The organism is Caulobacter sp. NIBR2454 (genome assembly GCF_027474405.1).
Taxonomy (GTDB): domain Bacteria; phylum Pseudomonadota; class Alphaproteobacteria; order Caulobacterales; family Caulobacteraceae; genus Caulobacter.
In genome coordinates, this window is sequence record NZ_CP114871.1 from 389,889 (window position 1) to 414,834 (window position 24,946).

Sequence of the window (24,946 nt, forward strand, 5' to 3'; positions counted from 1 at the left end):
ATGCAGGACCCCTACGTCGATCCTGACACCGAACGCCTGCTGGCGCGCATGGCTGGGGACTTTGCTGGTGCGCCGGCGGAACCGACGGTCCAGGAACGGCGTGAGGGTCTGGCGGCGGCCGCCGCCCTCTATGGACCGGAAACCCTACCGGTCGGGCGCATCGAGGACGTTATCATCGATGGCCCCGGCGGACCGCTGCCTCTGCGCATCTATTATCCCGTCGAAACGCGGACTCCCGTACCCCTTCTGCTGCACATCCATGGCGGCGGCTGGGTTCTGGGTGATCCCGCGGCCTATGAGCGCGTCGTGCGCGCCTACTGCGCCATGGGCGGCTGCGTGGTGGTCGATGTCGACTACCGCCGCGCGCCCGAGAACCGGTTTCCCGCAGCCCTGCTGGATTGCGAGGCGGCCTTGGCCTGGGCCGCCGCCAATGCGGAGCGTCTGGGCGCGGACCCAGCGCGGATCGTGGTCACTGGCGACAGCGCCGGCGGCCATCTCAGCGCCGGTCTTTGCCAGCGGACAAGCGTGCCCCTCGCTGGCCAGGTGCTGATCTATCCAGTGACGAGCGCCAGCTCCTCGGCTGACTTCGCCTCGCGGGACGCGCTTGGCGACGGCCGCTGGTTTCTCCGCCACTTCGACATCCTTCGCGCTGAGGCCGAGTATTTCACGACCCCGGCCGAGCAGGACACCGCCGCTGGCTCGCCCCTGTCCGCCCCGCCTAAGGCCCTGGCCAAATCGCCGCCGACCCTGGTGGTCACCGCCTCCCTCGATCCGCTGGTGGACGAAGGGCGCGCCTATGCCCAGGCGCTGGAGGCGGCCGGCGTGCCGACCACCTATCGCTGCGTCGAGGGGACCATCCACGCCTTCGTCCTGTTCGCCGGCCAGATCGCCTTGGGGCGCGAGATCATCGAACAGGTCGGCGCCTTCATCCGCGCCGCCTAGCCTTCCCAGCCACCCTCAAGCGGGAAGCGCTTGGCCCAGAACTCCTGGAGCAGGGGGTGTTCGTCCACCCGGCGAACCACCTCCGCCAGCTTGGGAGCGACCTCGTAGAAGCGCCGCCGCCGCGGGCGCCAGCGGCTGACGACGGTCACATACAGGTCCAGCACCGTCAGCTGTTCGCCCTGAATGTAGGTCCCGGGCTCGACCTGCTCGTCCATCATCCGCCAGCAGTCGGCGATGCGTTCGATGGTGCGCTCCTGGATCACCGCCTCGGCTTCCGGACCAGCCGCCAGTCGCGAGGGCTCGTCCAGAACCCAGAACATCGAATAGATGCTGGCCGGGATGTAGCTCATCCACCGCAGGAACTGGCGACGGCGAGGATCGGTCAGTCCCGGAGCCAGGCCGGCTTCAGGGTAGGCGTCGGCTAGCCAGAGCAACATGGCCGAGCTTTCGGTCATCACCTCGCCATCGGGAAAGACCAGGGTCGGGATCTGTTTCAGCGGATTGAGCGGCGCGACCTTGGCGCGCTCGGCCTCGCCTTCCCAGGTCGGGGCCTCCACCAGTTCATAGTCGATGCCCAAGAGAGTGAGCGCGGCCTCGACCGCAATGGAACCAGAGCCGACGGCCCCATAGACGGTTAGGTTTTCAGGCCTGTGGATCATTCCGGACTCCTGTGGACCAAGTCACTAAATATGGTTCTCAAAACCTTTACGGACGCAACATGTTGCGCGATGGTGAGTCACCTCACCCGAAACGTTGAATCGACGAGCTCATGACCGCCTCCTCGCTGACCTTGCCTGGCCTGCTCACCTCGTCCGTAGGCTACAAGCCCTTCCGCTATCCGTGGGCCTACGACTTCTGGAAAAAGCAGCAGCAGGTCCATTGGATGCCTGAAGAGGTGCCGCTGGGCGAGGACCTCAAGGACTGGGCCACCAAGCTGAACGACAAGGAGCGCAATCTGTTGACGCAGATTTTCCGCTTCTTCACCCAGTCGGACGTCGAGGTCGCCGACAACTACATGGAACGCTACGGCCGGGTCTTCAAACCCACCGAAGTGAAGATGATGCTCTCCTCGTTCGCCAACATGGAGACCATCCACATCGCCGCCTACGCCCTGCTGCTCGAGACCATCGGCATGCCCGAGAGCGAGTTCGGCGCGTTCATGGAATACGAGGCCCTCAAGGCCAAGCACGACTACATGCAGCAGTTCGGCGTCGATTCTAACGCCGACATCGCCCGCACGCTCGCCATGTTCGGCGGCTTCACCGAAGGCCTGCAGCTGTTCGCGTCCTTCGCGATGCTGATGAACTTCCCGCGCTTCAACAAGATGAAGGGCATGGGCCAGATCGTGTCCTGGTCGGTGCGCGACGAGAGCCTGCACTGCGAAGGCATCATCAAGCTCTACCACGCCTTCAACAAGGAGACGCAGTGCGTCACCAAGGCCGTGGCCGACGACATCGTCGATTGCTGTAAGCACGTCGTGGGTCTGGAGGACAAGTTCATCGACCTGGCCTTCGAAGCCGGCGACGTGCAGGGCATGACGCCCGAGGACATCAAGCAGTACATCCGCTTTATCGCCGACTGGCGCCTGCGCCAGCTGGAGCTGCCGGAAGTCTACGGCGTGAAGGAAAACCCCCTGCCGTGGCTGCAGAGCCTGCTGTCGGGCGTCGAGCACGCCAACTTCTTCGAAGCCCGCGCCACGGAATATTCCAAGGCCGCTACAAAGGGCCAATGGCACGGCGCCGAAGGCGTCTGGTCCAACTTCGACCAGATGCTCACTAAGCGCTCCGAGAATAATATCCCCGCCGAGTAAGACCGGCCGGATCGAGGGATCGAGAGGGCGGCGGGAGGGAGCTTCCGCCGCCTTTTTCATTGCGCCCCTAAACGGATCGTCTGGCTCCAGGTTCTAGCGGGGCCGAGCGAAGACGATAGTGTTGCGGCCCATGCCAATGGCTGCCATGGCTTGGTTGAACTTCATGCGAAGCTCCTGCCCCATGGCCAGCTCCAGACGCCGCCGCCGCTGGTGGCAGCTTTTCCCGAGCGCCGGGTCACGGGTGTAGTCCTCGCCCATGAGCAGGAACAGCTCCAGCGGGAAGTCTGCTGTGCGACGCAGCACCTCAAAGCTCTCGGCGGCGAGGAAGTTCTCCAGCCCTTCGGCCGTGAAATAGTTTACGTGGTCAGGGATGGCGACCCACCAGGGCTTCTGATCGACAGCAGCGCGGGCCTTCTCCTGAAGGGCGCTGAAATCGTTGGGCACGCGGATCATGACGATGCCACCAGGGGCGAGAAGCCGCCGCAGCCGCTTCAGCACTTCCGCCGGATGCGGAATGTGCTCAAGGACATTGGAGAGGATGATCACATCCGCGCAGCCGTGGTTGGCCAGATCGTCAGCGAAAGGCTCTAGGTCGGAAGCGATCAAATTACGGCCCAGCGCCCGGCCATGCTCCACAGCCATGGTGGATGGATCGAGTCCCCGCGCTTCGAAGCCAGCATCGGTAAGCGACCCTACGAGTTCACCGAGCCCGCAGCCGATGTCGAGCGTTCGAGAACCCGCTCCCAGTTCGCGTAAGGTCGCGATGACGTCAGCGTGGGGGGACTCGCGCATCCATCGCATTTCCTCGACAGCGTCGGGATCGGCGTTCAGCCGCCGATCGCCGGGCGCCAAGGCTTCATAGTAGGTCGAGGCGTAATACTCATGGAGATAGGCCTGATCCGGCACAGGCTCCAGTCGTCGCACGCCTGGAATACCGGTCGCCTGAACCTGAAAGTCAGGGGGGGCGGCGCCCATGCGTCAGGCCGCCTCGGCGGCGAAAGGCGGCTCAGCCCTAAACACGGTGGACACACGCCCCTCGAAAGGCGGATGGGGGACCATCAGCCCTTGTTCCTGCAGGAAGGGGTTGAAGAGGGCCATCACATACCAGAAGGCGATCTCCTCGGCTGTCAGCGCGCCCGGACGATAGATCCGGCTCCAGCCTGAACGAATGTCGGCTATGTCCATCGCACACGACATCTGCATGGCGAGGCACTTGGCGCTGAACTCCATAACCATGTTCCGCCCATCGGTGGAGGTGGTGTAGGGGACGGCAGCGAAGCCCATTGCCCGACGACCAAAGTCGATCGTGACTTCAAAACCCTTTAATCCCTGCTCGTCGTGGACCGCGAAGAGGACCCGATAGGGAGAGGTCGACGAGCCGGTATAGTTCTCGAACACCTTTTCGAAGTTGCGGCTTACATGTTCGACATAGGCGTTCATCGCCGGAACGTAGGCCTCCTCGTCATAGGTGAAGCCGGCCTCCCAGGCTTCCTGGGCCGCAAGTGTGCGCTGGATGTCCGGACGGCGCCGCATTGCGTTTAGCTTTTCGACGAGTTCAGCGTGGCTGGAATAAGCTGGCTGGAAATCCTTGCGCACGGCGTCCAGATCTAGCGTATCGCCAGGCGCCATCGTGAGCACTTCGAAGCCCAATCCTTGATCGGCGGCGTACTGTCGGAACTCCACGGCATGTGGACCTAGGAAGTCGTCGGTCTCGGGCAGGCGGATGTAAACGAGGTCGCTGGCGCAAGGAATCACATAGGGAGCCCTGATCGCCTTGCCGTAGGCGGAGGTTCGCTCCAGCACCGTGCGCTTGCGGACCTCGGTCTCGCTCTTCTTCCGCTCCTCGTCCATGATAAAGAACGTGGGATAAATGCTGGAGTTGACGACGCCAAGTAGCGCGACATCCACCTTGTGCGCAGCCCCGATCTTCTCCGCTTCCTCCAAGGCCATCATGCAGTCGTTCTGGTGGAAGACTGAGTGCTGCTCGTCGGAAATCACCACTGCGCTATCGACCGTGGGAAGGTCGGCGTAGAGCGTGATCGTCAGATCTCTCTCAAGGCGCCGGGTTTCGCCGTGCCCGAGCTCGATGACGTTGAAGCCCATCTTGTGCAGCGTTGGCCGCATCGGATTGTCGATGTCGCCATAGGCACGGATGATAACCGGAATGGTCCGAGGGATATGCTGAAGCGTCAGCGGGTCCCAGTGATCAGCGTGATTGTGCGAGATGTAGAGATAGTCCTGGTCCACATACTCGGAAGGGGGGATCGGGCACTCCGGAAATTGCCACAGGATGTTGCTGACCGGGTTGTAGGTCCACGGATCGCACAGCAGCCGCACGCCCTGTTCAGTGACGACCTGGAAGCAGGCGTGGGTGAAGTACTTGACCTTCAAGGTCGTGCTCCTTGATCCGGCGATTCACCGGGACTCTCTGTCGGTATGGTTAACGCGCCCCTAAGCCAAGGCGCTAGTGCGCCTTGGCGGGCTCCACGGTCTCGACCGGATCGCCCAGCTGCTTCTCCCACTTGCCGACCACGACGGCGGCGACGGAGTTGCCAACGACGTTGGTGGCGCTGCGGCCCATGTCGAGCAGGTGGTCGACCGCCAGGATCAGCAGCAGGCCAGCCTCGGGCAGCTTGAAGTAGGTCAGGGTGGCGCTGATCACCACCAGCGACGCGCGCGGCACCCCGGCCATGCCCTTGGACGTCACCATCAACAGCAGCAGCATGGTGATCTGCTGGGCGATGGACAGCTCCACGCCATAGACCTGGGCGATGAACAGCACCGCGAAGGTGCAGTACATCATCGAACCGTCGAGGTTGAACGAATAGCCCAGCGGCAGGACGAAGCTGACGATGCGGCGATTGACGCCGAACTTCTCCAGCATCTCCATCGTCCGCGGATAGGCCGCTTCCGAGCTGGCGACCGAGAAGGCCAGCAGCGCCGGGGTGCGGATTTCCTTGAACAGCCCCACGGCCCGCATGCCGATGAAGGCGAAGGCGGCGGCGAACAGCAGGCCCCACAGCACCCCGAGCGACAGATAGAAGCCGCCGACGAACTTGGCGTAGGTGCCCAGCACTCCGATGCCCTGGGTGGCGATGGTCGAGGCCAGGGCCGCGAAGATGGCGACGGGCGCCAGCTTCATCACATAGCCGGTGACCTTCAGCATGATGGTGGTGATCTGCTCGACCAGGGTCAGGACCGCCGGGGCCTTGTCGTCGATGGCGGCCACGGCCGTGCCGACGAAGATCGAGAACACCACGATCTGCAGGATTTCGTTCTTCGCCATGGCGTCGATGGCCGAGGCGGGAACCAGATGGGTGATGAAGTTGCCCAGGGTGAAGGCCGTCGTCTCGATGCCCGAGCTCTCGGTCACCGGCGGCGGCGTCAGGGACAGGCCCGATCCCGGCGAGATGATGTGGACCATGATCAGGCCGATGGTCAGCGACACGATCGAGGCGCCGATGAACCAGCCCATGGTCTTGACGCCCACGCGCCCGATGGCGCCCGCGTCTTCCATGTGGGCGATGCCCGAAACCAGGGTGGCGAAGACCAGTGGCGCGATGATCATCTTGATCAGGCGCAGGAAGAGATCGGTCAGAACCTTGAGGCCCGAGGCCACCTGTTCGATCTGCTCCGGCTGGAGCGTGACGTGACAGATCCAGCCGACGACGACGCCGAGGACCATGGATCCGACGATGAGATAGGCGAACAGACGGTTCATGCGTCCCCCACTGTTATTTTGGGCGCCTTTTTCACAGGGAAATCCGGCGGCGTCCACGCCGCTTTCGGCGTCTAGCGTCCATTTGCGGCATGAAGCGGCGGAATCTGTGCAGGGCTGTGGCGTCGTCACAGCCAAAACAAGGGTCGCGATCCGTCGTTCGATATAACCCAAATGGGGGGTGCCGCTTCTCTCGACCCGTCGCAGACAGGCTCCGTGCCGCGTGGAGTGGCCGGGAGATCGAACTGATGACGAAAGTAACCGCGGGAGCCGTCGCCGGCTTTGACATGAACGCCATGGATATCGGCGGCATCGCCGAAGGCGACATCACCAGCGCGACGCCGAGCCAGATCGTCGTCTCCTACGGCGGCGGCGACACCGACACCTTCGGCGGGACATTCACCTATTCCGGCGCGGACGTCTCGGGCGGCACGCTGAACCGCATCGAGGTGCGGGTGGCCAACACCCTGATCTGGACGGCCAGCGACTTCACCACGCCGGTGACACAGTTCCTGGCCTGGATCACCGCGAACGACACCGCTTCCGCCGTCAGAAGCATTCTCTCGGGCGCAGACGAGATCACCGGCTCGGCTGGAGCTGACATCCTGTTCGGGCACGGCGGCGCCGACCGCATCGATGGCGGCGCTGGGGCCGACACCGTCGTCTATGTCGGACCGTCCACCAGCTACAGCTGGACCCAGACCGCCGCCGGCTGGACGGTGACCGACAACCGGGCGGGCTCACCAGAGGGGACCGACACCCTCACCGGAATCGAGACCCTGAAGTTCTCCGACAAGACGGTCAGCCTGACCGGCGGCGGCTCCAATCAGCCCGTGGCGGCCGTGACCACTGGGATCACCTCGATCCTGCGCGGCGCCAATGCGACGCTTGAGGCCGACCTCTCCGCCAAGATTTCCGCCGGAACGCTGACCCAAGCGGCGGCCGTGGCCGAGATCGTCAAGGCGGCGGATGCGACCACCTCGGTGGCGACGCTCAGCTACCTGTTCTTCACGGGCAAGATCCCAGGCTCGGCGGGGATCGACTACCTGGTTTCGCCGACGGGCCCCAACGCCAACAACCTGAACTCGGCCTACTTCCAGTCTTTCAATCTGGAGAACCGCTACATCAACTTCGCGGTCAATCTGGGCCGCGACGGCGAGGGTAAGGCCGCCTTCCAGGCCGAGTACGGCGGCCTCAATCTCTTCGACGCCACCAAGAAGGCTTACGGCGAAATCTTCGGCGGCACGCCCACCGACGCCAAGGTCACGGCCCTGCTGTCGGGCGGTCGCGACGCCTACTTCGCCAGCTATGGCGGCGACGGCCTCACCGGCCAGGGGACCAAGGCCGCCATGGTCGGCTGGCTGCTGGCCGAGGCTGAAAAGGGCGACCTGGGCGTCATGGCCCGCTCCAACGCCGCCTGGCTCACAGACCTTGCCGACGGCTCGGCCCCCTTCGCCATCGACATCACCGTCGCCAGCGCCGGCTACTACAAGCCCGACTTCGTGTTCGGGGGCTAAAAGAGCATCCCCCAAACGGGGGATGCGCGCGACGGTCAGACCCCTAAGCCTCGGCTGCGACATCAGCCGAGGCGACTCATGGCCACTCCGACTCTCAGCACCACCAAGCCGCCGATCGCAAGCGCCTACTACAAGGTCGCCCAGTTCGGGATCGAGACGCGATCGATCCGCGAGGATCACGGCGTCTACTACTACCCCACAGCGAATGATCGGCACGAAGCCGGCATCTTTTCCCTGGGGATGCCGTACAGCGGAGTCGGCGACTTCAACGGCGACGGGCGCCAGGACATCATTCTGGGCTGGGTGGCTTTCCCTCACACCCTTCCTCGACAGGCGATGGTGGCGCCGAGCCTTTATCTGAATGATGGCAAGGGCGGTCTGCGGCAGGCGACCAGCGCCGAGGCCGACGCCGTGCCGGCGATCTTCAAGGGGCAACGCTTCGCTGTCGCGGACCTGAACGGCGATGGCGTGGACGACATCGTCCAGGCCAGCGAAGGCCTGAACCAGCGCAACACCGACGGAACTTTCACAACCAAGTACGACCCCATCGTCCTGATGCTGTCGGCCCCCGACGGCCGGATCGTCAACGCCACCGCCAACATCCAGGGTCAGGAAGCTTTCGCCCCGCCCCCGGGCTATGCGGTCGGCCATGAGATCTCGGTGGGTGACGTCGATGGCGACGGCGACAAGGACCTCTTCAGCGGCAAGCTGCTGTTCCTCAACGACGGCAAGGGAAAATTTACCGCCGCCACCGCCGCCCTGCCCGATGCGGTCAAGCCTAGCCACACCATTCTGACGGCTTCGGCGATCGGGGACGTGGACGGCGACGGCAAGGCCGACATCTTCGCGGCCTATATCGACGGGGCCCAGATGCTGGCTCTGTCGCGATGGAACGGCCAGGCATCAGGCTGGCAGATGCAGACGATTCCCCAAGGTCTGTACGGGGCCAACACCAAGCCTAACGATGCGGAAATGGCGGACGTCAACGGCGACGGCAAGCTCGACATCATCGTGACCCAGACCCGGTCGGAACCCTACTATCAGGGCGCCGGGGTCCAGATCCTGATCAACAAAGGCGCCGGCCAGTTCGCCGACGAGACCGCATCCCGCATCGACAACGGTCCGCGCGACAAGTGGTGGGGCGAGGGGGAGATCTATCTCGCTGATTTCGATGGCGACGGTGATATCGACCTCAGCCACAACACCGATACCGGCTTTGACTCCAGCGGCGTTGCGACGGGCGGCGGCGCGGCGATCGCTCTCAATGACGGCGTGGGCAAGTTCACTTGGTTGCCGCAGTCGGCCTATGCGGATGTCAAGCCGTACCAACTGGCCGGGTTCGAGAACACCGAAGCCTTTCAGCAGCGGCCCTTTCCCGCGCGGCTGTTCCCCATCGATCTGGACAAGTCCGGCGCCATCGACTTCGTGGGCCAGGTCCAGACGCCGTTTACCCGGTGGCCGACTACGGAGCCGGCGACCTACGCCACCTACACTGTGATCAACACCGCGCCGCTTCCGGGTATGCCAGCCCCGGCGAACCCGGCCGTCGCGACCGCGATCACCGCCATCCTGCGGGCGTCCAGCAACGCGCTCGCTGGCGACCTCTCCGCTAAGGTCTCGGCCGGAACGCTGACCCAAGCGGCGGCCGTGGCCGAGATCGTCAAGGCGGCGGACGCCACCACTTCGGTGGCGACGCTCAGCTACCTGTTCTTCACGGGCAAGATCCCGGGCTCGGCGGGGATCGACTATCTCGTTTCGCCGACGGGCCCCAACGCCAACAACCTGAACTCGGCCTACTTCCAGTCTTTCAATCTGGAGAACCGCTACATCAACTTCGCGGTCAATCTGGGCCGCGACGGCGAGGGTAAGGCCGCCTTCCAGGCCGAGTACGGGGCGCTCAATCTCTTCGACGCCACCAAGAAGGCCTATGGCGAGATCTTCGGCGGCACGCCCACCGACGCCAAGGTCACGGCCCTGCTGTCGGGCGGCCGCGACGCCTACTTCGCCAGCTACGGCGGCGACGGCGTCGGCGGTCAGGGCACCAAGGCGGCCATGGTCGGCTGGTTGCTGGCCGAGGCTGAAAAGGGCGACCTGGGCGTCATGGCCCGCTCCAACGCCGCCTGGCTCACAGACCTTGCCGACGGCTCGGCCCCCTTCGCCATCGACATCACCGCCGCCAGCGCCGGCTACTACAAGACCGACTTCGTGTTCGGGGGCTAAAAGAGCATCCCCCAAACGGGGGCTCCCGGCTGGAATCAGGAATGCCAAGTTCCTCTGACAGACAATCGGGGGCTACATGGCTGCGTTCACTTCGAGGGACTTCACCCTGCCGGTCCGCGCCGGCTTTGCGACGGCCTACGACCACGAGATCGCCATCGCCGATTTCAATGGCGACGGGAGGCTGGACGTCGTCCTGTCCTACTTTCTCTATCCCCTGGAGGACCGGGCTGTTCCGATCCGCATTCTGGCGGGAGACGGGCGGGGCGGCTTTACCGACGCCACGACCGCCATCGTCGGCGCTCAGCCTCCGGTGACCGTTCATGGGCGGCAGATCGTGGTCGCCGATCTCAACAAGGATGGTCGGTCTGACGCATTCTTCGCCGATCATGGCTATGACGCGGCGCCATTCCCCGGCGCGCGCAACGCGCTCCTGCTTTCCTCGGGCGCGACGAGCTCGATCGACGCCACGGGCCGCCTGCCGACCCTGAAGGACTTCAGCCATTCGGCCGCGGCGGGCGATATCGACGGCGACGGCGACATCGATCTCTATGTCGGCAACTACAACGGCGGGGCCGAAGAGGCTTCGTACTTCCTTCTCAATGACGGCGCCGCGAACTTCACCCTGAGCCGCGGCGGTCTGCCTACGGACCTCGCGACGGCGCAATACAATTCGCCCGCGAGCCTCCTCTTCGATGCGGACGCGGATGGCGACCTGGATCTGCTGGTGACGCCCAACAACACCCATGCCCAGAGCGCCCGTATCCTCAAGAACGATGGCAAGGGCGGCTTCAGTCAGGCCCTTTCGTCCTTCGCAATGCCCAAGAACGGCGCCTTGGAGACCGTTATCGACGCCAAGGCCGCCGACCTGAACGCAGACGGAAGGCTCGATCTCGTCCTCACCACGGTGGTCGATCTCTTCAAGCCCGGAACGACCCAGATTTGGATCAACGACGGAGCCGGGAGCTTCCGCGACGAGACCGCCCAGCGTCTGCCGTCGCAGGCAGCGGAGGAATGGCGCACCCGCACCCAAGTGGCGGACCTGAATGGCGACGGCGCGGTGGATCTGCTGTTTTCCAACGGCGCGAGCCGGCCGGTCTTCTTCAACGACGGGACGGGCAAGTTCACCCAGGCCGCGGCCAGCTACCTGCCGGGCGCCCAGCAGTACGACAAGTTCCACGCCGCCGATCTCAACGGCGACGGCCGCATGGACATCTTCGCCATTCGCGGTCTCTACAACGGTGTCGAGCAGTTCCGGGTCTATCTGGCCGAACCGCCGGCGCCCCCAAACGCGGCGATCGTGACAGCCGCCAGCAGCATCTTGCGCACGACCAGCCAAGCCATGGCCAATGACCTTTCGGCCAAGATTTCCGCCGGAACGCTGACCCAAGCGGCGGCCGTGGCCGAGATCGTCAAGGCGGCGGATGCGACCACTTCGGTGGCGACGCTCAGCTACCTGTTCTTCACCGGCAAGATCCCAGGCTCGGCGGGGATCGATTATCTCGTCTCGCCGACCGGCCCCAACGCCAACAATCTCAACTCGGCCTACTTCCAGTCTTTCAATCTGGAGAACCGCTACATCAACTTCGCGGTCAATCTGGGCCGCGACGGCGAGGGTAAGGCCGCCTTCCAGGCCGAGTACGGCGGCCTCAATCTCTTCGACGCCACCAAGAAGGCCTATGGCGAGATCTTCGGCGGCACGCCCACCGACGCCAAGGTCACGGCCCTGCTGTCCGGCGGTCGCGACGCCTACTTCGCCAGCTACGGCGGCGACGGCCTCACCGGCCAGGGGACCAAGGCCGCCATGGTTGGCTGGTTGCTGGCCGAGGCTGAGAAGGGCGACCTGGGCGTCATGGCCCGCACCAACGCCGCCTGGCTCACAGACCTCGCCGACGGCTCGGCCCCCTTCGCCATCGATATCACCGCCGCCAGCGCCGGCTACTACAAGCCCGACTTCGTGTTCGGGGGATAGGCGACTTTCCAACGCCGCCGACGCGCGCTAGCGACTGGGAAGTCACCTTCACGGGAGCTCCCCATGCGTGTTCTGCTGCTGGCCGCGATGATCCCTCTGTTGGTGGCGGGCGCCGCCGGCGCGCAGTCCATGGACACCACGAAGGGGCGGCTCGAAACTCGCGCCGGGGGCGTCGTCTGGACGCCTTCCTGTCCGGAGCCGCGCCGGCCCGCACGCAACACCACCTACGCCATCGCCGCCTACAACCGAGCGGTCACCGACTACTTCGCCTGCGTCACCAGCCAGGCGGACTATGACGTGGAGACGATCCAGCGGTCGGTGGTCAAGGGACGCGAAGAAGCGGTCCGGCAGATGCAGGACCGCCTGAGGCGTGGCCAGTAGGCCCTAAGCGACGGCGACCGGCGCGCGACGATCGCCGCGCAGTGCGGCAAGGCCAAGGCCGACGAAAATCGCCAGCACGATCGCCTGGCTGGCGGCGAAAGGCGGCTCCGACAGCGTCGGGGCGAGAGCCTGCAGCGCCGCGATCTTTGTGAAGGCTTGGGCCACGGCCACGAAGGCCAGAAAGTAGGCGTTGGCCACCACGCCGCCCACATAGACCTTGCGCCACAGCCCGTTGAAGCCGCGCAGCCTGGCGACCAGCATCGCCAGATAGACCAGGGTCGAAATGATCCCCACCGCGACCGCCGGCGTGATTCCGGGCAGCGGGAACATGAAGCCGGTAGCCGTGGTCGCCACCCCTGTGACCAGGAACAGCGGCGTCCAGAATTTTCGGACCGCCACGCCCACCAGTGCGGCCGTGGCGAAGAGGCCGGCGACCAGGGCGATGATCGCCAAGGCGCTGTGGAAGAGGGTGAAATAGAACAGGACCATCACGAACCCCATCAGCCGAAGTGATTGCTGATCGCCACAGTCCGCCCATTTCCGAAGTGGCGCTTGTATAAAAGCGCGCCGGCTTTGAAGTTCAGGCCTCGGGAAACGCCAGTGCCTGCGCCGCGGCCAGACTTTCCGGCACGCCGATGTCGATGAAGGCGCCGTCGAAGCGCGCGCCCGCCAGCCTGCCCTCGCGGCAAAGGCGCGGCAGGGTCTGCTGCTCCAGGGAGCTCTCCCCGTCGGCGAGCGCTCGCCGATCGACGGCGTAGACGCCGCCGTTGATCAGGCCGCCGGCCCGCGCCGGATCGCGCGGCTCCAGCGCCGTGATCCTGTCGCCGGTCAGTTGCGCGGTCTCATAGCGGTCGGCATGCGGTTCATGACGCAGGGCCATGGCCATCATCGCACCGTCGCCCAGCCGCAGCGCACGCCAGTCGAAGTCGAACCAGGTGTCGCCGTTGACCAGCAGGAAGCGCGGATCGAGGCGGTCACTCGCATGGGCCAGGGCGCCGGCGGTGCCGAGCGGCTCGGGCTCCACCGACAGGCTGACCGTCAGGCCGGGAAACCGACGGACTTCCTCCTGCGCGAACGCCTCGATCGCCTCGGCTCGATAGCCGGCCAACAACACAAGCTCGGTGAAACCGCTATTCGCGGCCTTGGCGAACAGGTGCGCCATGAACGGGCGGCCCGCGACCGGTTGAAGCGGCTTGGGCAGGGCGTCGGTGAGTGATCCCAGACGTGTCCCTCGTCCGCCCGCCAGGATCACGCACTGCTTCATGGGGTCAATATGCTCAGCGCCGGACGCGCCAGGCCTCGGCGCCGTCATAGGTGAACTTGACCGCCCCCGCCTGTCCACCCGCGGCGTTCAACGCCTCGACCAGGCGATAGCGGTTCTCGGGGTCGGTGAGCAGCATCAGGAAGCCGCCGCCGCCGGCGCCCGACACCTTGCCGCCCCAGGCGCCCGCCGCCATGGCGATCTCGTACAGGCGGTTGACCTCGTCGGTGGTCACGCCGCTGGCGGTGCGCTTCTTGGCGCGCCACGAACGGTTCAGAATCTCGGCCACCTCGCGCACGTCCCCGGCCAGGACCGCCGCCTTCATGGAGGTCGCATCGGCTTTCAGGGCGTGCATGCTCTCCATGGTCACCGGATCGTCGGCGTTCAGCCCCTTGAGCTGTTCGCGGATGATGGTCTCGGATCGGCGCGACTGGCCTGTGAAGCAGGCGACCAGCGAAGACTCCAGCTCGATCAGGTGATCGCGCGAGGCGCGCAGCGGATTGACCACCACCCTCTCCCCGTCGAGGAACTCGATGTAGTTCAGGCCGCCGAACGCCGCCGCGTACTGGTCTTGTCGACCACCGGCCAGACCCAGGCGCAGGCGCTCGATCTCGAAGGCCAGGCGCGCGACTTCGTAGGGGCCGAGTGGCGCGTCAAGCGCGGCGCGGAACGCCTCGATCAGCGCCACGACCACGGCCGAAGATGACCCTAGCCCCGACCCGGGCGGCGCGTCGGCGGTGGTGGACACCACCAACGGGATCGGCCGGCCGTCCAGATAGGTCTCCACGAAGTGGTGATAGACCGCCTTGTGCAGGATCAGGCCTACGCCGCCGTCGATGTCGTCGCCGGCGCGATAGCGCTCTTCCTCGCCCAGGTCGCTCGCCCGGAAGACGATGTCACCGTCCTCCGACGGGCTGACGTGCGCGAAGGCGAAGCGGTCGATGGTGACGTTCAGGACCGCGCCGCCATACTGGTCGCAGTAGGGCGACAGATCGGTGCCGCCGCCTGCCAAGCCCAGACGCAGGGGCGCGCGGGCGCGCATCGCGGTGATGGCGCGCCGCTCGATCATGCGCCGACGGCCTCCAGGATGCGCGTCCCGCCCCGGTCGATGCCGTAGCGCAGGCGCGGCATGTTGTTGCGCGCCATGTAGGCTTCCAGCGCTTCCCCGTCGCCCGGCGTGAACAGCATCAAAAAGCCGCCGCCGCCGGCGCCGATCACCTTGCCGCCGGTCACGCCATAGGCGCGGCGGACCTCGTCATAGAGCTGGTCGATGGCCGGCCAGCTGATCTTGGACGACAGTTGCTTCTTGTGACGCCAGTGCTCGTCGAGCATGCCGCCCCAGCCTTCCAGGTCGCCAGCCTTCCAGGCGTCGCGGATGCGGTAGCCGAGGTCCTTGATGAAGCCCAGGTTCTCGGTCGCGCGGCGCTTGGCCTCGTCCTGCTCGTCGTCGCTGAGCATGGCCTTGTGCTGGTCTTCCAGGATCACGGCCGCATCGCGGCGAAGGCCGGTGTAGTAGATGTGCGTGTGGCGCACGAACGCGGCCTCGACCTCGGGGTCCAGCTCGACCTTGCCCACGGTCACCTTGCCATCCGCGGCGATGTCCAGGGTCGTCAGACCCCCGAAGGCGGCCATGTACTGATCTTGCTTGCCGATGCCCTTGTTGAGGACGTCGATCTCCAGGGTGCAGGCCTCCTCCGCCAATTGGGCGGCCGTCGGCCGTTCCCCCTTCAGCGCGTGCAGGGCGTGCAGGAAGCCGACGAGGAAGCAGCTCGACGACCCCAGGCCCGTGCCGCCGGCGATGTCGGCGATGGACGCCAGTTCCACACGGTCATGCAGGCCGTGACGCAGCAGCGCCTCGCGGACGAGCTCGTGCTGAATGTCCAGGCTGCGCTCGGCGGCTTCCGGGTGCGGACCGTGGATCAGCACCCGCCGCTCGAAGGCCGGGCGGTGGGCGGTGATGTGAATGTACTTGTCCAGCGCCATGGCGAAGATGAAGCCGCCGCCGTGGCGATAGTAGCTTTCCAGGTCCGTGCCGCCGCCGCCAAGGGTGACGCGCAGGGGAGTACGCGTTGAAATCATTCCGCGGCGGACGCCTGAACCGGGGCGATCTGCTCCCAGTGCCCCTTGTGCAGGGCCAGGGCCGGGTGGCTGACCAGCAGGTGCCAGACCACGGCGGCCAGACCCTCGACGATCGGGGTGATCAGCTGCGGATCGACCGTCGGGATGATCACGCAGGCGTCGGCGACCTGGGCGGTGTAGCCGCCGTTGCGGCCGACGATGCCGGTGATGGCCGAACCGCGCTCTTGGGCGAGCTGCAGGGCGCGGACGATGTTGGCGCTGACCGGCGGCTCGACGCTGCCGCCGCCCACCGAGAAGATCAGCAGCGCGTCTTCGGCCTTCAGGCGGCTGGTCTCCAGCCAGGTCGACATCGTGCCTTCCCACCCCTCGTCATTGATGCGGGCGGTCAGCTCCGAGACGTTGTCGGTCGGGCAGTAGGCCTCGAAGCCGCAGATCTTGCGGAAGTCGTTGGTGGCGTGGCTGGCATGCCCGGCGCTGCCGCCGACGCCGATGATGAACAGGCGCCCGCCAGCGGCGCGACGGCCGGCCAGGACCTCGGCCATGGCGTCGATCTGGGCGCGATCGAGGGCGGCGACGGCGCGGTTCACCGCATCCAGGAAGTGGTCGACGAACATGGGGGAGCCTTAGGTTTCTTGCAGGGTGTCTTGGGTGATGGCGCGCACCGCGCCGGTGAGGTCGTCAACCACGCGGTCAGCGCCGGCGGCGCTGTTGTAGGGACGCGCCAGCAGGATGGTGGAGACGCCCGCGGCGCGGCCGCAGATCGTGTCGCGATCCATGTCGCCGACCATCCACGAGCCGGCCAGGTCGATGTTCCAGCGCTCGGCCAGATCGAGCAGCAGGCCAGCCTTGGGCTTGCGGCAGGCGCAGCCGTCGCGGTCGTCGTGGCGGCAGGCGGCGATCTCGTCCAGCGGCAGGGCGCGCGCCAGGGCCGCGTGCAGTTCGTCCAGCGCCGCGTCGGTCATCAGGCCGCGACGTACGTCCGGTTGATTGGTCACGGCGAAGAGCAGAAAGCCCATGGCCTTTAGGTCCCGCAGGGCGGCCTCCACGCCGGTGACGATCTGCAGTTCGTCCACATGGCGAGGCGAGGCGGGCTTGCCGTCGCGCCACACCACGCGATTGAGCACGCCGTCGCGATCCAGAAAGATGGCGCGACGGCCCGGCATGGCTAGAGGCTGAATCCGGCGGCGACGGCGTCGCGGCGGAACATGGCGACGGTCTCAAGCGACAGTTCGCGCAGGTCCATCTCGGCCATGTCCATCTTCTTCAGGATGTCCGGCGTGGCGGTGATGATGTGGCAGCCGCAATCGCGGGCCTGGTAGATGTTCAGCACTTCACGCGTGCTGGCCCACAGGATCTCGGCCTTTGGCTTGTCGGCGGCCATGGCCACCGCGGCGCGCATGATCGGCATGGGGTCGACGCCGGTGTCGGCGATGCGACCCGCGAAGATCGAAACGATGCCCGGCGTTTTCACGTCCAGAGCGGCGATGGTGCCGGCGGCCTGGGCCAGGGTGAGGATGGCGGTGACGTTCAGCTTCACGCCTTCGCGCGACAGCTTCTCCACCAGCGGCAGGCTGCTTTCGCCCTTGGTGTTGGTGATCGGAATCTTGACGTAGGCGTTCTCGCCCCAGCTGGCGATCAGGCGCGCCTGGCGCTCCATCTCCTCGAAATCGTCCGAGAACACCTCGAAGGAGATCGGCATGTCGGGGATCACGGCCAGCAACTTGTGGGCGAAGGCGGCGTAGTCGGTGATTCCGGCCCGGTACATCAGGGTCGGATTGGTCGTGAAGCCCGTGACCCGGCCTTCCGCATGTAGCTTGGCGAAGTCGTCGAGGCTTGCCCCGTCCCCAAAAAGCTTAAGCTTTACAGGCGCACGATCTGCGCGGTCGGTGCGAATTTCAGCCTGAAACTGACCCACGGATGGCCCCCTTAATAGTAATCGCGATTGATCGGCGACGGCCAAGCTGCCGCATTCGAGGCGTGCGAATACTTGGAGTGGGGCGTTTGGTCCATGCGACCAAGTTGCGCAACATCGTATTGTTGTCCGTAAGGTTAATTTACATTTGGGCGATAGGCTTTCACTCAAATTGCAACCAAAACTAGATTTGGAAATTCAGTGCGCGCCATATTGTCGGCGCCGTCGTCCCGGGGCTTGCCTTCCGCCGCTGACCCGCTCAAACCGGGTCGCGCCAGCGGGAGCCTTCCTTGGACCTGACGATCTCCATCGCCACCTATGATCGGCCCGAATTGCTGGCCAAGACCCTTCAGTCCTGTCTGGCGCAACAGAACCGGCTTGGCCTGTCGTTCGAGATACTGGTCACCGACAATCATCCGGACGGCGCGGGCTTGCAGGTCGCTCAGGCTGTCGCGGCTGCATCCGCCATTCCCGTCCGCTGGCAAGCCGATCTGACCCGCAACATGTCGACCCTGCGCAACGCCGGCATCGCCAGCGCGCGCGGCGCGATGATCGCCTTCATCGATGATGACGAGGTCGCTGATCTCGACTGGACCGACCAACTGGTCGGCGCCTTGCGCGCCGCCGACGCCGATGTGGCCGTCGGTTTGCGGACCGCGATCTTCGCCGCCGGCGCCCCGCCCGCCTTCGACCCCGATGGCGAGTCTTTCGTGCGCCGCCTGGATCTGCCCCCCGGGGCGCTGGTGTCGCTGGTGCGCGAGGACGGCAAGCCGCGGTTCGGCCTCGGCACCGGCAACTCGCTGTTCAAGGTCGCGACCTGCTTTCCGACGCCCCAGGCGTTCGACGAGTCCTTTGGCGATGCAGGCGGCGAAGACGCCGAGCTGATGGTGCGCCTCTACACCCAGGGCCGCCGCATCGTCTGGTGTCCGCAGGCCCGCGTGACCGAAACCGTGCCGGCCCATCGCACTCTGGCGGCCTATCGCTTGATCCGCGCCAAGCGCGAGGCGCAGCACTACTGCAACATCTACCTCGCCCACTCACCCACTCCGGAGAGGGTGGGGCTGGTGTTGAAGCTCAAGGGCTTGATCCAGGTCGCTGTAGGCGTAGCCCTCGCCGCCGCGACCCTCGAGTTCGGCTCGGAGCGACGGCTGAAGGGACGGCTGCTCATGGCCAACGGGCTGGGGAAGTTGGCCCGCCGCCAGGTGGGCTACATCAAGGAGCCGTCGCTCAGCGCCTAGACGGCCTTCTCGTCGATAAAGCCGATCGGCGCGCGCCAGGTCAGCTTGCCCAGGCCCTTGGCCATGCCGATGCGGTTGTCGATGCGATCGGGCTTGGCGAATTCGCCGCTGACCACGAACAGCCCCAGGTGGACCATGAACTGGGCCAGACCCAGGAAGCTCACCTTCACCCGCGTCCAAGTTTTGGCGTCGCTGGTGCCGATCCGAGAGGCCGCATAGTGCTGCGAGCCGCGCTTCATGCGGGTGATCATGTAATCGGGCTTGGTGCGGTCGGTCTCGATGAACTCGACCACCACCGCGTGCGGCGTCCAGACGAACCGGCGGCCTGCCAGGGCCAGGCGGAAGAGCAGCTGGGTGTCCTCGCCATTGGCGTCGCCATAGGACACGTCGAACGGCTCGGGGATGTCGAGACAGGTGGCCACGCGGTAGGCGGAATTGCCGCTGCCCAGGCCTTTGCCCTTCTTGCGGACCCGACCGAACATGTGGATCGGCTCGTCGGCCTCCATCTGGAAGTCGAGGGTGTAGCGCCAGCCCTGCGGGTCCCAGGCCGGCGGATGTCCGCTCTCGAACTGGGGAAGCTTGGGGCCGAAACAGGCGTCCGCGCCGGTGCGGTCCAGACAGTCGGTCAGGGCGTCGATCCACCCTGCCCGCGGCGCTTCGTCGTCGTCCACGAAGGCCACATAGCGGCCTTGGGCGGCCTTGATCCCTAGGTTGCGGACGATGGAGACGTTGCGCCGCGCGTCGGCCAGATAAGTCACGGGCGAAGACGCCTTCGCCGCCAGTCCCTCGACCAGGGCGCGGGCCAGCCGCTCGGGATGGTTGTCGACCACCACCACCTCAAAACGCGCGCGGGGCGTGTCGGCGAAGAGCGCCTTCAGGGTGCGCTCCAGCAGATGCACGCGATCATAGCTCAGCACCACGACGCTGATATCGACGCTCATATGCCGGTGCCCTTGATCACCACCCCGGCGGTCTTGGCCAGGATCATCAGATCCAGTCCCAGCGACCAGGTGCGGATGTATTCCAGGTCGCGCTCGACCCAGTCGTCATAGTTGTTGATCCGGTGCCGCCCCTCCACCTGCCACAGGCAGGTGATGCCCGGCTGCACGGTGAGCTTCTGGCGCTGGAAGGCGGTGAACTGCTCGTACTCGTGAACCCGCGGCGGACGCGGCCCGACCAGGCTCAGGTCCCCCTTCAGCACGCTCCACAGTTGCGGCAGCTCATCCAGGCTGTACTTGCGAAGGACGTGGCCCAGCGGCGTGATGCGCGGATCGTTGGTCAGCTTGAAAGCCGGCCCCTCCATCTCGTTGAGATGTTGCAGAGCCGCCTCCTGGACGTCGGCGTCGGCGACCATTGTGCGGAACTTGTAGCCGTCGAACCGCCGGCCGCCCTGACCCACCCAATGGCAGGTGTAGAAGACGTCCCCGCGCGAGGTCGTCTTCACCAGCAGCATGATGAGCAGCAGGGCGGGCGACAGAAACACCAGGCCCAGGCCCGACAAGACGATGTCGATGGCGCGCTTGATCGCCAGTTGCGTCCTCACGTCGCGTCCGCCGGCGAAAACCAAGGGTTCCAGGGTATCAGTCATTACGGCTAGGCTTTAAGCACGCCTTCGATGACTGGCGCGCGGCGAATATCGTCGCAGCCGGTCGCGAAAGCCTTAAGCTCGCAGGTAGATCGTGTCCGCTCCATTCCCCTCCGTCCGCTTCGCCGGCCTGCGCTTCACGCCGATGACCGTGGAGGCGAGCGTGCGCGCCCTGGCTGAACGGCCGGCCCAGGCGCCGCTCTCGGCCTTCGTCACGCCGAACGCCGAGCATGCCTGGCTGCGCCGTCGCGACGCTGAGTTCGCCGCCTGTGGCGATACCTGCTTCATCAGCACCAATGACAGCCGCATCCTCGGCCGCGCCGCGCGGCTGGGCGGACTGGAGTTGCATTTCGCCCCCGGGGCCTATGTGGTCCGCGCCCTGTTCGATCAGGTCATCAAGCCCGACACGGCCTTGACCGTGATCGGCGGCGCCGAGCCGATGATCGCCGACCTGCGCGCCCAGTACGGCCTGACCAACCTCAAGCAGCACATCCCGCCCATGGGCTTCATCAACAAGCCCGACGCCGTGGACGAGGCGATCGCCTTCGTCGCCGCCAATCCCGCGCGCTTCATCTTCGTGGCCATGGGCCCGCCGCAGTCGGAGAAGTTTTGCCAGCGCCTGATCGCGGACGGCCGTGCCACGGGCCTGGCCCTGTGCATCGGCAGTTCGCTCACCGTCCTGACCGGAGCGGCTAATCCCGCGCCCGACTGGATGGAGCATTCGGGCCTGGTCTGGCTCTACCGGTTGGCCACCGAGCCCAAGCGGCTGTGGAAGCGCTATCTGGTGCGCGGCATGTTCGGCCTGGGTCTGGCCTTGCGCGACGCCCTCCGCCTGCGGCTCGGCCTGTTGAAGCCGACCCATGTCTGAACTCGGCGTCAGGATCGCGGCCGGCGTCTGGCGGGACAACCTCGTCGAGCGTCGCCGTCGTCGCGAGGCCTGGATCGCCCTGGCGCTGGAGCGCCTCGCCTCGGTGCTGCTGGTTCTGACCCTGCTCTACGTGCTGATCGGCCCTTCGCCCTACTCACGCGGCCTGAATATCGACGAGGCCACGGGCGGCACCGAACTGTCGCCCATCAACCGCTACGCCTGGCTGGGCCTGATGGCTCTGGGCGGCCCGATTCTGCTACTGCGCTGGCGGCGGGTGATCGATGTGGCCCTGGCCACCTGGCCGCTCATCGCTCTTTTCATCTGGTTCGGCCTGACCACGGGTTGGGCCCTAGACCCAGCCGCCTCGAACCGCCGGTTCATTCTCTATGTGGTCGGGTTGGTGATCTGCGTCACCATCGCCGTGGGGATTGAAGACCGACGCAAGGTCCTGGCCCTGATGGCGGGGGCGGGCGGCTTCGTCATGGTGGTGGACGCCTTGTCCTGGGTGGCGGCGCCCGGTCTTTCCATGACGGAGATCGGCCTGGCCGCCATTCACTCGCACAAGAACACCCTCGGCGCCGCCGCCCTGTTCGCGGCGCTGGCCTGCGGCGCCCAGACCCTGGCCCAAACACGAACTCGGGGGCGAACGATCTGGGGCGGCCTCGCCGGCCTGTCGATCTTGCTGCTGGTGGCCAGCCTGTCCAAGACCAGCATGATCATTCTCGGTGGCCTGCTGGCCGTCGCGCCGGTCCTGGCCTTCCTCTCGCGCGCCCGACCCGGCGTGCGTTGGTCAGCGATGCTCGTGGCGATCGTGCTTGTGATCGGCGCCCTGTTCGCCTGGACGGCGATACACTTGGCGATCGGCGCCGACCCGCTCGGCCCGATCCGCACCGTGACCTTCACCATGCGCACGGACGTGTGGAAGTTCGCGCTCGAGGAGTTCGCCGCCCATCCCTGGCGCGGCCTGGGCTTCGGCTCCTTCTGGGATATCGACCCGCGCCTGCAGCCCAGCCTCAAGGCGGACCTGTGGTTCGCCCAGCCTGACGCCGCCACCAACGGTTCGCACAATGGCTATATCGACCTGATGGTCACCACAGGGCTGATCGGGCTGGCCGGCGGGCTGGCCGTGCTGTTTCGCTGGATCGGCAAGGCCTGGGATCTGGTGCGGATCAGCGCGCGCAACGATGGCCTGGCCCTGTTTCTCGGCATCTTCGCCTTGGCTGTCTTCGTCCATAACTTCATGGAGAGCAGCTATTTCACCGCCAATTCCCTGTTTGGATTTCTGATCCTGCTCACCGGAGTGCTGATTGACGCGCAGTCCCGTGACCGCGCCGCAGAAGTACGATGAGCAAGGCCGCCATGGCCGCCGCCTCCGCCGCCTGACCCACCGCCGTTCCCAGGACCGCGCCTCGCGGCCCCGCCAGGTTCAGACCGACGAGGATCGCGCTCATGGCGATCAGCGAGGCCCCGGCGTTGGCCAGGGCCAGGGCCTTGAACGCCTTTATCGACTGCAGGCCGGTGTTGATCACGATCTGGACGAAGCTGGTCGCCGCGCACAGGCCCCAGAGCATCACCAGCCCCGCCTCGCCCAGGTACTTGCCGCCGAACACATGGCCGGAAATGAAAGGCCAGGCGACGACGACAGCGCTGGTCCAGACCCCGGTGACGACCACCCCGCCCAGCGCCGCCAGCGACAGCAGCCAGGCCAGGCCCTTGGCGTCGCCCGCCTCGCGCCGCGCGACCAGATCCGGTCGCGCCGCCATCGCCCAGGACGAGGCCAGCAGGGCCGGCGGGCGTAGCAGCAGTTGGGTCGCTGACAGCGTGGCCAGGGCCACCGCCCCTGCGGTCCCCGCCACGGCGAAGACGTAGAAGCGCGCCAGCACCTCGGTGCTCGCCACCCCCAGGAAGATCCAGCCGCTTTCGCGAGCGTACGGTCCATAGGCGCGCAGGGAGGAAACCAAGCCGCTAACAATCTCGCGCACCGCTGGCGACCAGGCACCCCACAGCACCACGGCTCCATAGGCCCCGGCCAGGATCAGCAGGGCCTGCTCGGCGCTCAGGCCATCGGTTCCCGCCGCCAAGGCGGCGGCGGTCAGGCCGGCGGCGGCCAGGACCAGCACCGCCCCGGTCCGCGCCGTGGCGGCGATGACGTCCCGGCGGGAAAATCGCAGGGCGCGGCCATACTGCTGCGCCAGGAAGGCCACCAGATAGACCGCCCCCGCCGTTGCGCCCAGATCGTTGCCAAGGCTTCGCAGGGCCAGCGCGGCCAGCAGGGCGACCACGCCCACGGCTGCCAGGAAGACGAGGTTGACCCCCGCCATCACGCTTTCGACCCGCGCCCGCTGCGCCTCGAAGCCCGGCCCGAACGGCGTCACCTGCAGGTGGCATACGCTCACCGCGTTCTGCACGCTGGCCATGACGTAGCCGAGCGCGCCCCAGAACACGAAGACCCCATAGTCCTCCGGCGTCACCAGCCGGATCAGGACCAGGTTGACCCCCAGGTTCAGGATCGACGACAGCCCTTGCTCGACGGCCGAGGTCAGGTAGCGGCGCATGAGCAGGTCAGTTGATGACGCCATCGCCCCTGTTGACGTTGAAGTTGCGGCTGAAGGGCAGGACCCCGGTGATGTACTGGGCCACGAACAGGTCCACTTCCGCGATGCCGCTGCGCGGCACGAAAATCAGGTCGCCTGGCAGCAGCGGGAAGTTCTGGCTGTTGTCCGCCTCGTTGATCATGTCCGCCACGTCGACGACGCGCATGGCCAGCTTGCGGTCGCCGACCCGCTGGCGCAGCACCACGACCTTGCCTGTGCGGGCGGTTTCCTGGAAGCCGCCGGCCAGCATCACGGCCTGGGCGGCGTTCAGGTCGCCCTTGATCTGATGCACGCCCGGCAGGCGGACTTCGCCGCCCACATAGATCTGCGACGAGCCATAGGTGGTGACCAGCGCCTCGACCTGCGGGTTGCGCAGGACCGACGAATAGCTGCGCGTCAGGGTGGCGTTCAATTCCTCGGCGGTGAGGCCCGAAACCTTAATCGGGCCGGCAAGCGGCAAAACGACGCGACCATCCGGGCCGACCACCAGACGGGCGTTCATGTCGGGGTTGATCAGGAAGTTCAGGCTCAGCTCATCGCCCGCGCCGACGCGGTATCGATAGTCGGCGTCGGTCCATTCCACGAAGGCTTGCCGCGCCTCAGCCCTGCTGGCGCGGCTTTGCGACGGGCCTGCCGCACAGGCGGCCAGGAGCGATGCGAGCATGGCGCAAGCGATGGCCACTCGAATTTCCCGCACGATTCATCCTCCCGTTGCGGCGCGGCGCGCCGACACCCTGCGCCATAGCGACAAGACGTCCATTTCACCATCGACGCCTGACTAAACCCCTAAAAGATCAGCCTTCGTTAAGCATATCGGCTCATGGCTTTTGGTTAAGGCCGCGCAAGTTCGCG

Annotated in this window: 24 protein-coding genes; 9 read left to right on the forward strand and 15 right to left on the reverse strand. The window is 66.0% G+C overall.

Features of this window, described 5'->3' with window-relative positions; genetic code table 11:
- Positions 1–942 carry an alpha/beta hydrolase gene (locus tag O5K31_RS01885; RefSeq protein WP_269715439.1) on the forward strand — a complete coding sequence of 314 codons (942 nt, stop codon included), beginning with the start codon at positions 1–3 and terminating at the stop codon, positions 940–942.
- Here the strand turns inward: O5K31_RS01885 and O5K31_RS01890 are convergent.
- Positions 939–1,601: a glutathione S-transferase family protein gene (locus O5K31_RS01890; RefSeq protein ID WP_269715440.1), complete on the reverse strand. Its 663-nt coding sequence runs from the start codon at positions 1,599–1,601 to the stop codon at positions 939–941. The two genes, O5K31_RS01885 and O5K31_RS01890, sit on opposite strands and share 4 nt — an antisense overlap.
- A gap of 110 nt (positions 1,602–1,711) precedes the next feature.
- Between O5K31_RS01890 and O5K31_RS01895 the strand changes: the two genes are divergently transcribed.
- Complete coding sequence (locus O5K31_RS01895) at positions 1,712–2,752, forward strand: ribonucleotide-diphosphate reductase subunit beta (RefSeq protein WP_269715441.1); 1,041 nt, start codon at positions 1,712–1,714, stop codon at positions 2,750–2,752.
- 93 nt (positions 2,753–2,845) lie between these two features.
- Here O5K31_RS01895 and O5K31_RS01900 read toward each other — a convergent pair whose 3' ends face one another.
- The 3 genes from O5K31_RS01900 to O5K31_RS01910 all read right to left on the reverse strand — a co-directional run bounded on the left by O5K31_RS01900 (position 2,846) and on the right by O5K31_RS01910 (position 6,473).
- Positions 2,846–3,727: a class I SAM-dependent methyltransferase gene (locus O5K31_RS01900; protein WP_269715442.1), complete on the reverse strand. Its 882-nt coding sequence runs from the start codon at positions 3,725–3,727 to the stop codon at positions 2,846–2,848.
- A 3-nt stretch (positions 3,728–3,730) separates the two neighbouring features.
- A complete protein-coding gene (locus tag O5K31_RS01905; protein ID WP_269715443.1) occupies positions 3,731–5,143 on the reverse strand; it encodes an MBL fold metallo-hydrolase in 1,413 nt (470 codons plus the stop codon).
- A gap of 73 nt (positions 5,144–5,216) precedes the next feature.
- Positions 5,217–6,473 (reverse strand): dicarboxylate/amino acid:cation symporter, encoded by a 1,257-nt coding sequence (locus O5K31_RS01910; protein ID WP_269715444.1) that lies wholly within the window; start codon positions 6,471–6,473, stop codon positions 5,217–5,219.
- A gap of 245 nt (positions 6,474–6,718) precedes the next feature.
- Here O5K31_RS01910 and O5K31_RS01915 point away from each other — a divergent pair, with 245 nt between their 5' ends.
- From O5K31_RS01915 to O5K31_RS01930, 4 genes are all read left to right on the forward strand, one after another.
- Positions 6,719–7,987 carry a hypothetical protein gene (locus O5K31_RS01915; RefSeq protein WP_269715445.1) on the forward strand — a complete coding sequence of 423 codons (1,269 nt, stop codon included), beginning with the start codon at positions 6,719–6,721 and terminating at the stop codon, positions 7,985–7,987.
- A gap of 78 nt (positions 7,988–8,065) precedes the next feature.
- Complete coding sequence (locus tag O5K31_RS01920) at positions 8,066–10,207, forward strand: FG-GAP-like repeat-containing protein (protein WP_269715446.1); 2,142 nt, start codon at positions 8,066–8,068, stop codon at positions 10,205–10,207.
- 76 nt (positions 10,208–10,283) lie between these two features.
- A complete protein-coding gene (locus tag O5K31_RS01925; protein ID WP_269715447.1) occupies positions 10,284–12,176 on the forward strand; it encodes an FG-GAP-like repeat-containing protein in 1,893 nt (630 codons plus the stop codon).
- 63 nt (positions 12,177–12,239) lie between these two features.
- Positions 12,240–12,557 carry a hypothetical protein gene (locus O5K31_RS01930; protein WP_269715448.1) on the forward strand — a complete coding sequence of 106 codons (318 nt, stop codon included), beginning with the start codon at positions 12,240–12,242 and terminating at the stop codon, positions 12,555–12,557.
- 3 nt (positions 12,558–12,560) lie between these two features.
- Here the strand turns inward: O5K31_RS01930 and O5K31_RS01935 are convergent, their stop codons facing one another.
- From O5K31_RS01935 to O5K31_RS01965, 7 genes are all read right to left on the reverse strand, one after another.
- Positions 12,561–13,046 carry a hypothetical protein gene (locus O5K31_RS01935; RefSeq protein WP_269715449.1) on the reverse strand — a complete coding sequence of 162 codons (486 nt, stop codon included), beginning with the start codon at positions 13,044–13,046 and terminating at the stop codon, positions 12,561–12,563.
- A 91-nt stretch (positions 13,047–13,137) separates the two neighbouring features.
- Positions 13,138–13,821: a sugar phosphate nucleotidyltransferase gene (locus O5K31_RS01940; protein ID WP_269715450.1), complete on the reverse strand. Its 684-nt coding sequence runs from the start codon at positions 13,819–13,821 to the stop codon at positions 13,138–13,140.
- Between the two features lie 13 nt (positions 13,822–13,834).
- Positions 13,835–14,887, reverse strand: coding sequence for a GHMP family kinase ATP-binding protein (locus O5K31_RS01945; RefSeq protein WP_269715451.1), 1,053 nt, complete (start codon positions 14,885–14,887; stop codon positions 13,835–13,837).
- The gene (locus tag O5K31_RS01950) at positions 14,884–15,897 is read right to left on the reverse strand and encodes a GHMP family kinase ATP-binding protein (RefSeq protein WP_269715452.1); all 1,014 of its coding nucleotides are present in this window, start codon (positions 15,895–15,897) and stop codon (positions 14,884–14,886) included. Before O5K31_RS01950 ends, O5K31_RS01945 begins: the two co-directional genes overlap by 4 nt.
- Positions 15,894–16,511 (reverse strand): SIS domain-containing protein, encoded by a 618-nt coding sequence (locus O5K31_RS01955; protein WP_269715453.1) that lies wholly within the window; start codon positions 16,509–16,511, stop codon positions 15,894–15,896. The genes O5K31_RS01950 and O5K31_RS01955 overlap by 4 nt, the downstream gene beginning before the upstream one ends.
- Positions 16,512–16,520: 9 nt before the next feature.
- Complete coding sequence (locus tag O5K31_RS01960) at positions 16,521–17,060, reverse strand: D-glycero-alpha-D-manno-heptose-1,7-bisphosphate 7-phosphatase (RefSeq protein WP_269715454.1); 540 nt, start codon at positions 17,058–17,060, stop codon at positions 16,521–16,523.
- Between the two features lie 2 nt (positions 17,061–17,062).
- Positions 17,063–17,812 carry a transaldolase gene (locus tag O5K31_RS01965; protein ID WP_269715455.1) on the reverse strand — a complete coding sequence of 250 codons (750 nt, stop codon included), beginning with the start codon at positions 17,810–17,812 and terminating at the stop codon, positions 17,063–17,065.
- Positions 17,813–18,099: 287 nt separating this feature from the next.
- Here O5K31_RS01965 and O5K31_RS01970 point away from each other — a divergent pair, with 287 nt between their 5' ends.
- Positions 18,100–19,047 carry a glycosyltransferase family 2 protein gene (locus tag O5K31_RS01970; protein WP_269715456.1) on the forward strand — a complete coding sequence of 316 codons (948 nt, stop codon included), beginning with the start codon at positions 18,100–18,102 and terminating at the stop codon, positions 19,045–19,047.
- Here O5K31_RS01970 and O5K31_RS01975 read toward each other — a convergent pair.
- Both O5K31_RS01975 and O5K31_RS01980 read right to left on the reverse strand, forming a co-directional pair.
- Positions 19,044–19,988 (reverse strand): glycosyltransferase family 2 protein, encoded by a 945-nt coding sequence (locus O5K31_RS01975; RefSeq protein ID WP_269715457.1) that lies wholly within the window; start codon positions 19,986–19,988, stop codon positions 19,044–19,046. The genes O5K31_RS01970 and O5K31_RS01975 overlap by 4 nt on opposite strands.
- Positions 19,985–20,635: a sugar transferase gene (locus O5K31_RS01980; RefSeq protein WP_269715458.1), complete on the reverse strand. Its 651-nt coding sequence runs from the start codon at positions 20,633–20,635 to the stop codon at positions 19,985–19,987. The genes O5K31_RS01975 and O5K31_RS01980 overlap by 4 nt, the downstream gene beginning before the upstream one ends.
- A 91-nt stretch (positions 20,636–20,726) precedes the next feature.
- On the opposite strand from O5K31_RS01980, the gene O5K31_RS01985 reads away from it, so the two are divergent.
- Entirely contained in the window at positions 20,727–21,500 is a 774-nt protein-coding gene (locus tag O5K31_RS01985; protein ID WP_269715459.1) for a WecB/TagA/CpsF family glycosyltransferase, read from the forward strand.
- Positions 21,493–22,848: an O-antigen ligase family protein gene (locus O5K31_RS01990; RefSeq protein WP_269715460.1), complete on the forward strand. Its 1,356-nt coding sequence runs from the start codon at positions 21,493–21,495 to the stop codon at positions 22,846–22,848. Before O5K31_RS01985 ends, O5K31_RS01990 begins: the two co-directional genes overlap by 8 nt.
- Here the strand turns inward: O5K31_RS01990 and O5K31_RS01995 are convergent.
- Both O5K31_RS01995 and O5K31_RS02000 read right to left on the reverse strand, forming a co-directional pair.
- Positions 22,793–24,079 carry a hypothetical protein gene (locus O5K31_RS01995; RefSeq protein WP_269715461.1) on the reverse strand — a complete coding sequence of 429 codons (1,287 nt, stop codon included), beginning with the start codon at positions 24,077–24,079 and terminating at the stop codon, positions 22,793–22,795. The genes O5K31_RS01990 and O5K31_RS01995 overlap by 56 nt on opposite strands.
- Positions 24,063–24,758: a polysaccharide biosynthesis/export family protein gene (locus O5K31_RS02000; protein ID WP_269715462.1), complete on the reverse strand. Its 696-nt coding sequence runs from the start codon at positions 24,756–24,758 to the stop codon at positions 24,063–24,065. The genes O5K31_RS01995 and O5K31_RS02000 overlap by 17 nt, the downstream gene beginning before the upstream one ends.
- Positions 24,759–24,946: the final 188 nt, after the last annotated feature.

What these genes read in the sequence shown, in the direction of transcription:
- O5K31_RS01950 (WP_269715452.1), bottom strand. Translation starts at nt 15,897, where the DNA reads ATGATTTCAACGCGTACTCCCCTGCGCGTCACCCTTGGCGGCGGCGGC.
- O5K31_RS01960 (WP_269715454.1), bottom strand. Translation starts at nt 17,060, where the DNA reads ATGCCGGGCCGTCGCGCCATCTTTCTGGATCGCGACGGCGTGCTCAAT.
- O5K31_RS01955 (WP_269715453.1), bottom strand. Translation starts at nt 16,511, where the DNA reads ATGTTCGTCGACCACTTCCTGGATGCGGTGAACCGCGCCGTCGCCGCC.
- O5K31_RS01940 (WP_269715450.1), bottom strand. Translation starts at nt 13,821, where the DNA reads ATGAAGCAGTGCGTGATCCTGGCGGGCGGACGAGGGACACGTCTGGGA.
- O5K31_RS01910 (WP_269715444.1), bottom strand. Translation starts at nt 6,473, where the DNA reads ATGAACCGTCTGTTCGCCTATCTCATCGTCGGATCCATGGTCCTCGGC.
- O5K31_RS01980 (WP_269715458.1), bottom strand. Translation starts at nt 20,635, where the DNA reads ATGACTGATACCCTGGAACCCTTGGTTTTCGCCGGCGGACGCGACGTG.
- O5K31_RS01890 (WP_269715440.1), bottom strand. Translation starts at nt 1,601, where the DNA reads ATGATCCACAGGCCTGAAAACCTAACCGTCTATGGGGCCGTCGGCTCT.
- O5K31_RS01925 (WP_269715447.1), top strand. Translation starts at nt 10,284, where the DNA reads ATGGCTGCGTTCACTTCGAGGGACTTCACCCTGCCGGTCCGCGCCGGC.
- O5K31_RS01885 (WP_269715439.1), top strand. Translation starts at nt 1, where the DNA reads ATGCAGGACCCCTACGTCGATCCTGACACCGAACGCCTGCTGGCGCGC.
- O5K31_RS01945 (WP_269715451.1), bottom strand. Translation starts at nt 14,887, where the DNA reads ATGATCGAGCGGCGCGCCATCACCGCGATGCGCGCCCGCGCGCCCCTG.
- O5K31_RS01900 (WP_269715442.1), bottom strand. Translation starts at nt 3,727, where the DNA reads ATGGGCGCCGCCCCCCCTGACTTTCAGGTTCAGGCGACCGGTATTCCA.
- O5K31_RS02000 (WP_269715462.1), bottom strand. Translation starts at nt 24,758, where the DNA reads ATGCTCGCATCGCTCCTGGCCGCCTGTGCGGCAGGCCCGTCGCAAAGC.
- O5K31_RS01920 (WP_269715446.1), top strand. Translation starts at nt 8,066, where the DNA reads ATGGCCACTCCGACTCTCAGCACCACCAAGCCGCCGATCGCAAGCGCC.
- O5K31_RS01935 (WP_269715449.1), bottom strand. Translation starts at nt 13,046, where the DNA reads ATGGTCCTGTTCTATTTCACCCTCTTCCACAGCGCCTTGGCGATCATC.
- O5K31_RS01990 (WP_269715460.1), top strand. Translation starts at nt 21,493, where the DNA reads ATGTCTGAACTCGGCGTCAGGATCGCGGCCGGCGTCTGGCGGGACAAC.
- O5K31_RS01915 (WP_269715445.1), top strand. Translation starts at nt 6,719, where the DNA reads ATGACGAAAGTAACCGCGGGAGCCGTCGCCGGCTTTGACATGAACGCC.
- O5K31_RS01930 (WP_269715448.1), top strand. Translation starts at nt 12,240, where the DNA reads ATGCGTGTTCTGCTGCTGGCCGCGATGATCCCTCTGTTGGTGGCGGGC.
- O5K31_RS01895 (WP_269715441.1), top strand. Translation starts at nt 1,712, where the DNA reads ATGACCGCCTCCTCGCTGACCTTGCCTGGCCTGCTCACCTCGTCCGTA.
- O5K31_RS01975 (WP_269715457.1), bottom strand. Translation starts at nt 19,988, where the DNA reads ATGAGCGTCGATATCAGCGTCGTGGTGCTGAGCTATGATCGCGTGCAT.
- O5K31_RS01995 (WP_269715461.1), bottom strand. Translation starts at nt 24,079, where the DNA reads ATGGCGTCATCAACTGACCTGCTCATGCGCCGCTACCTGACCTCGGCC.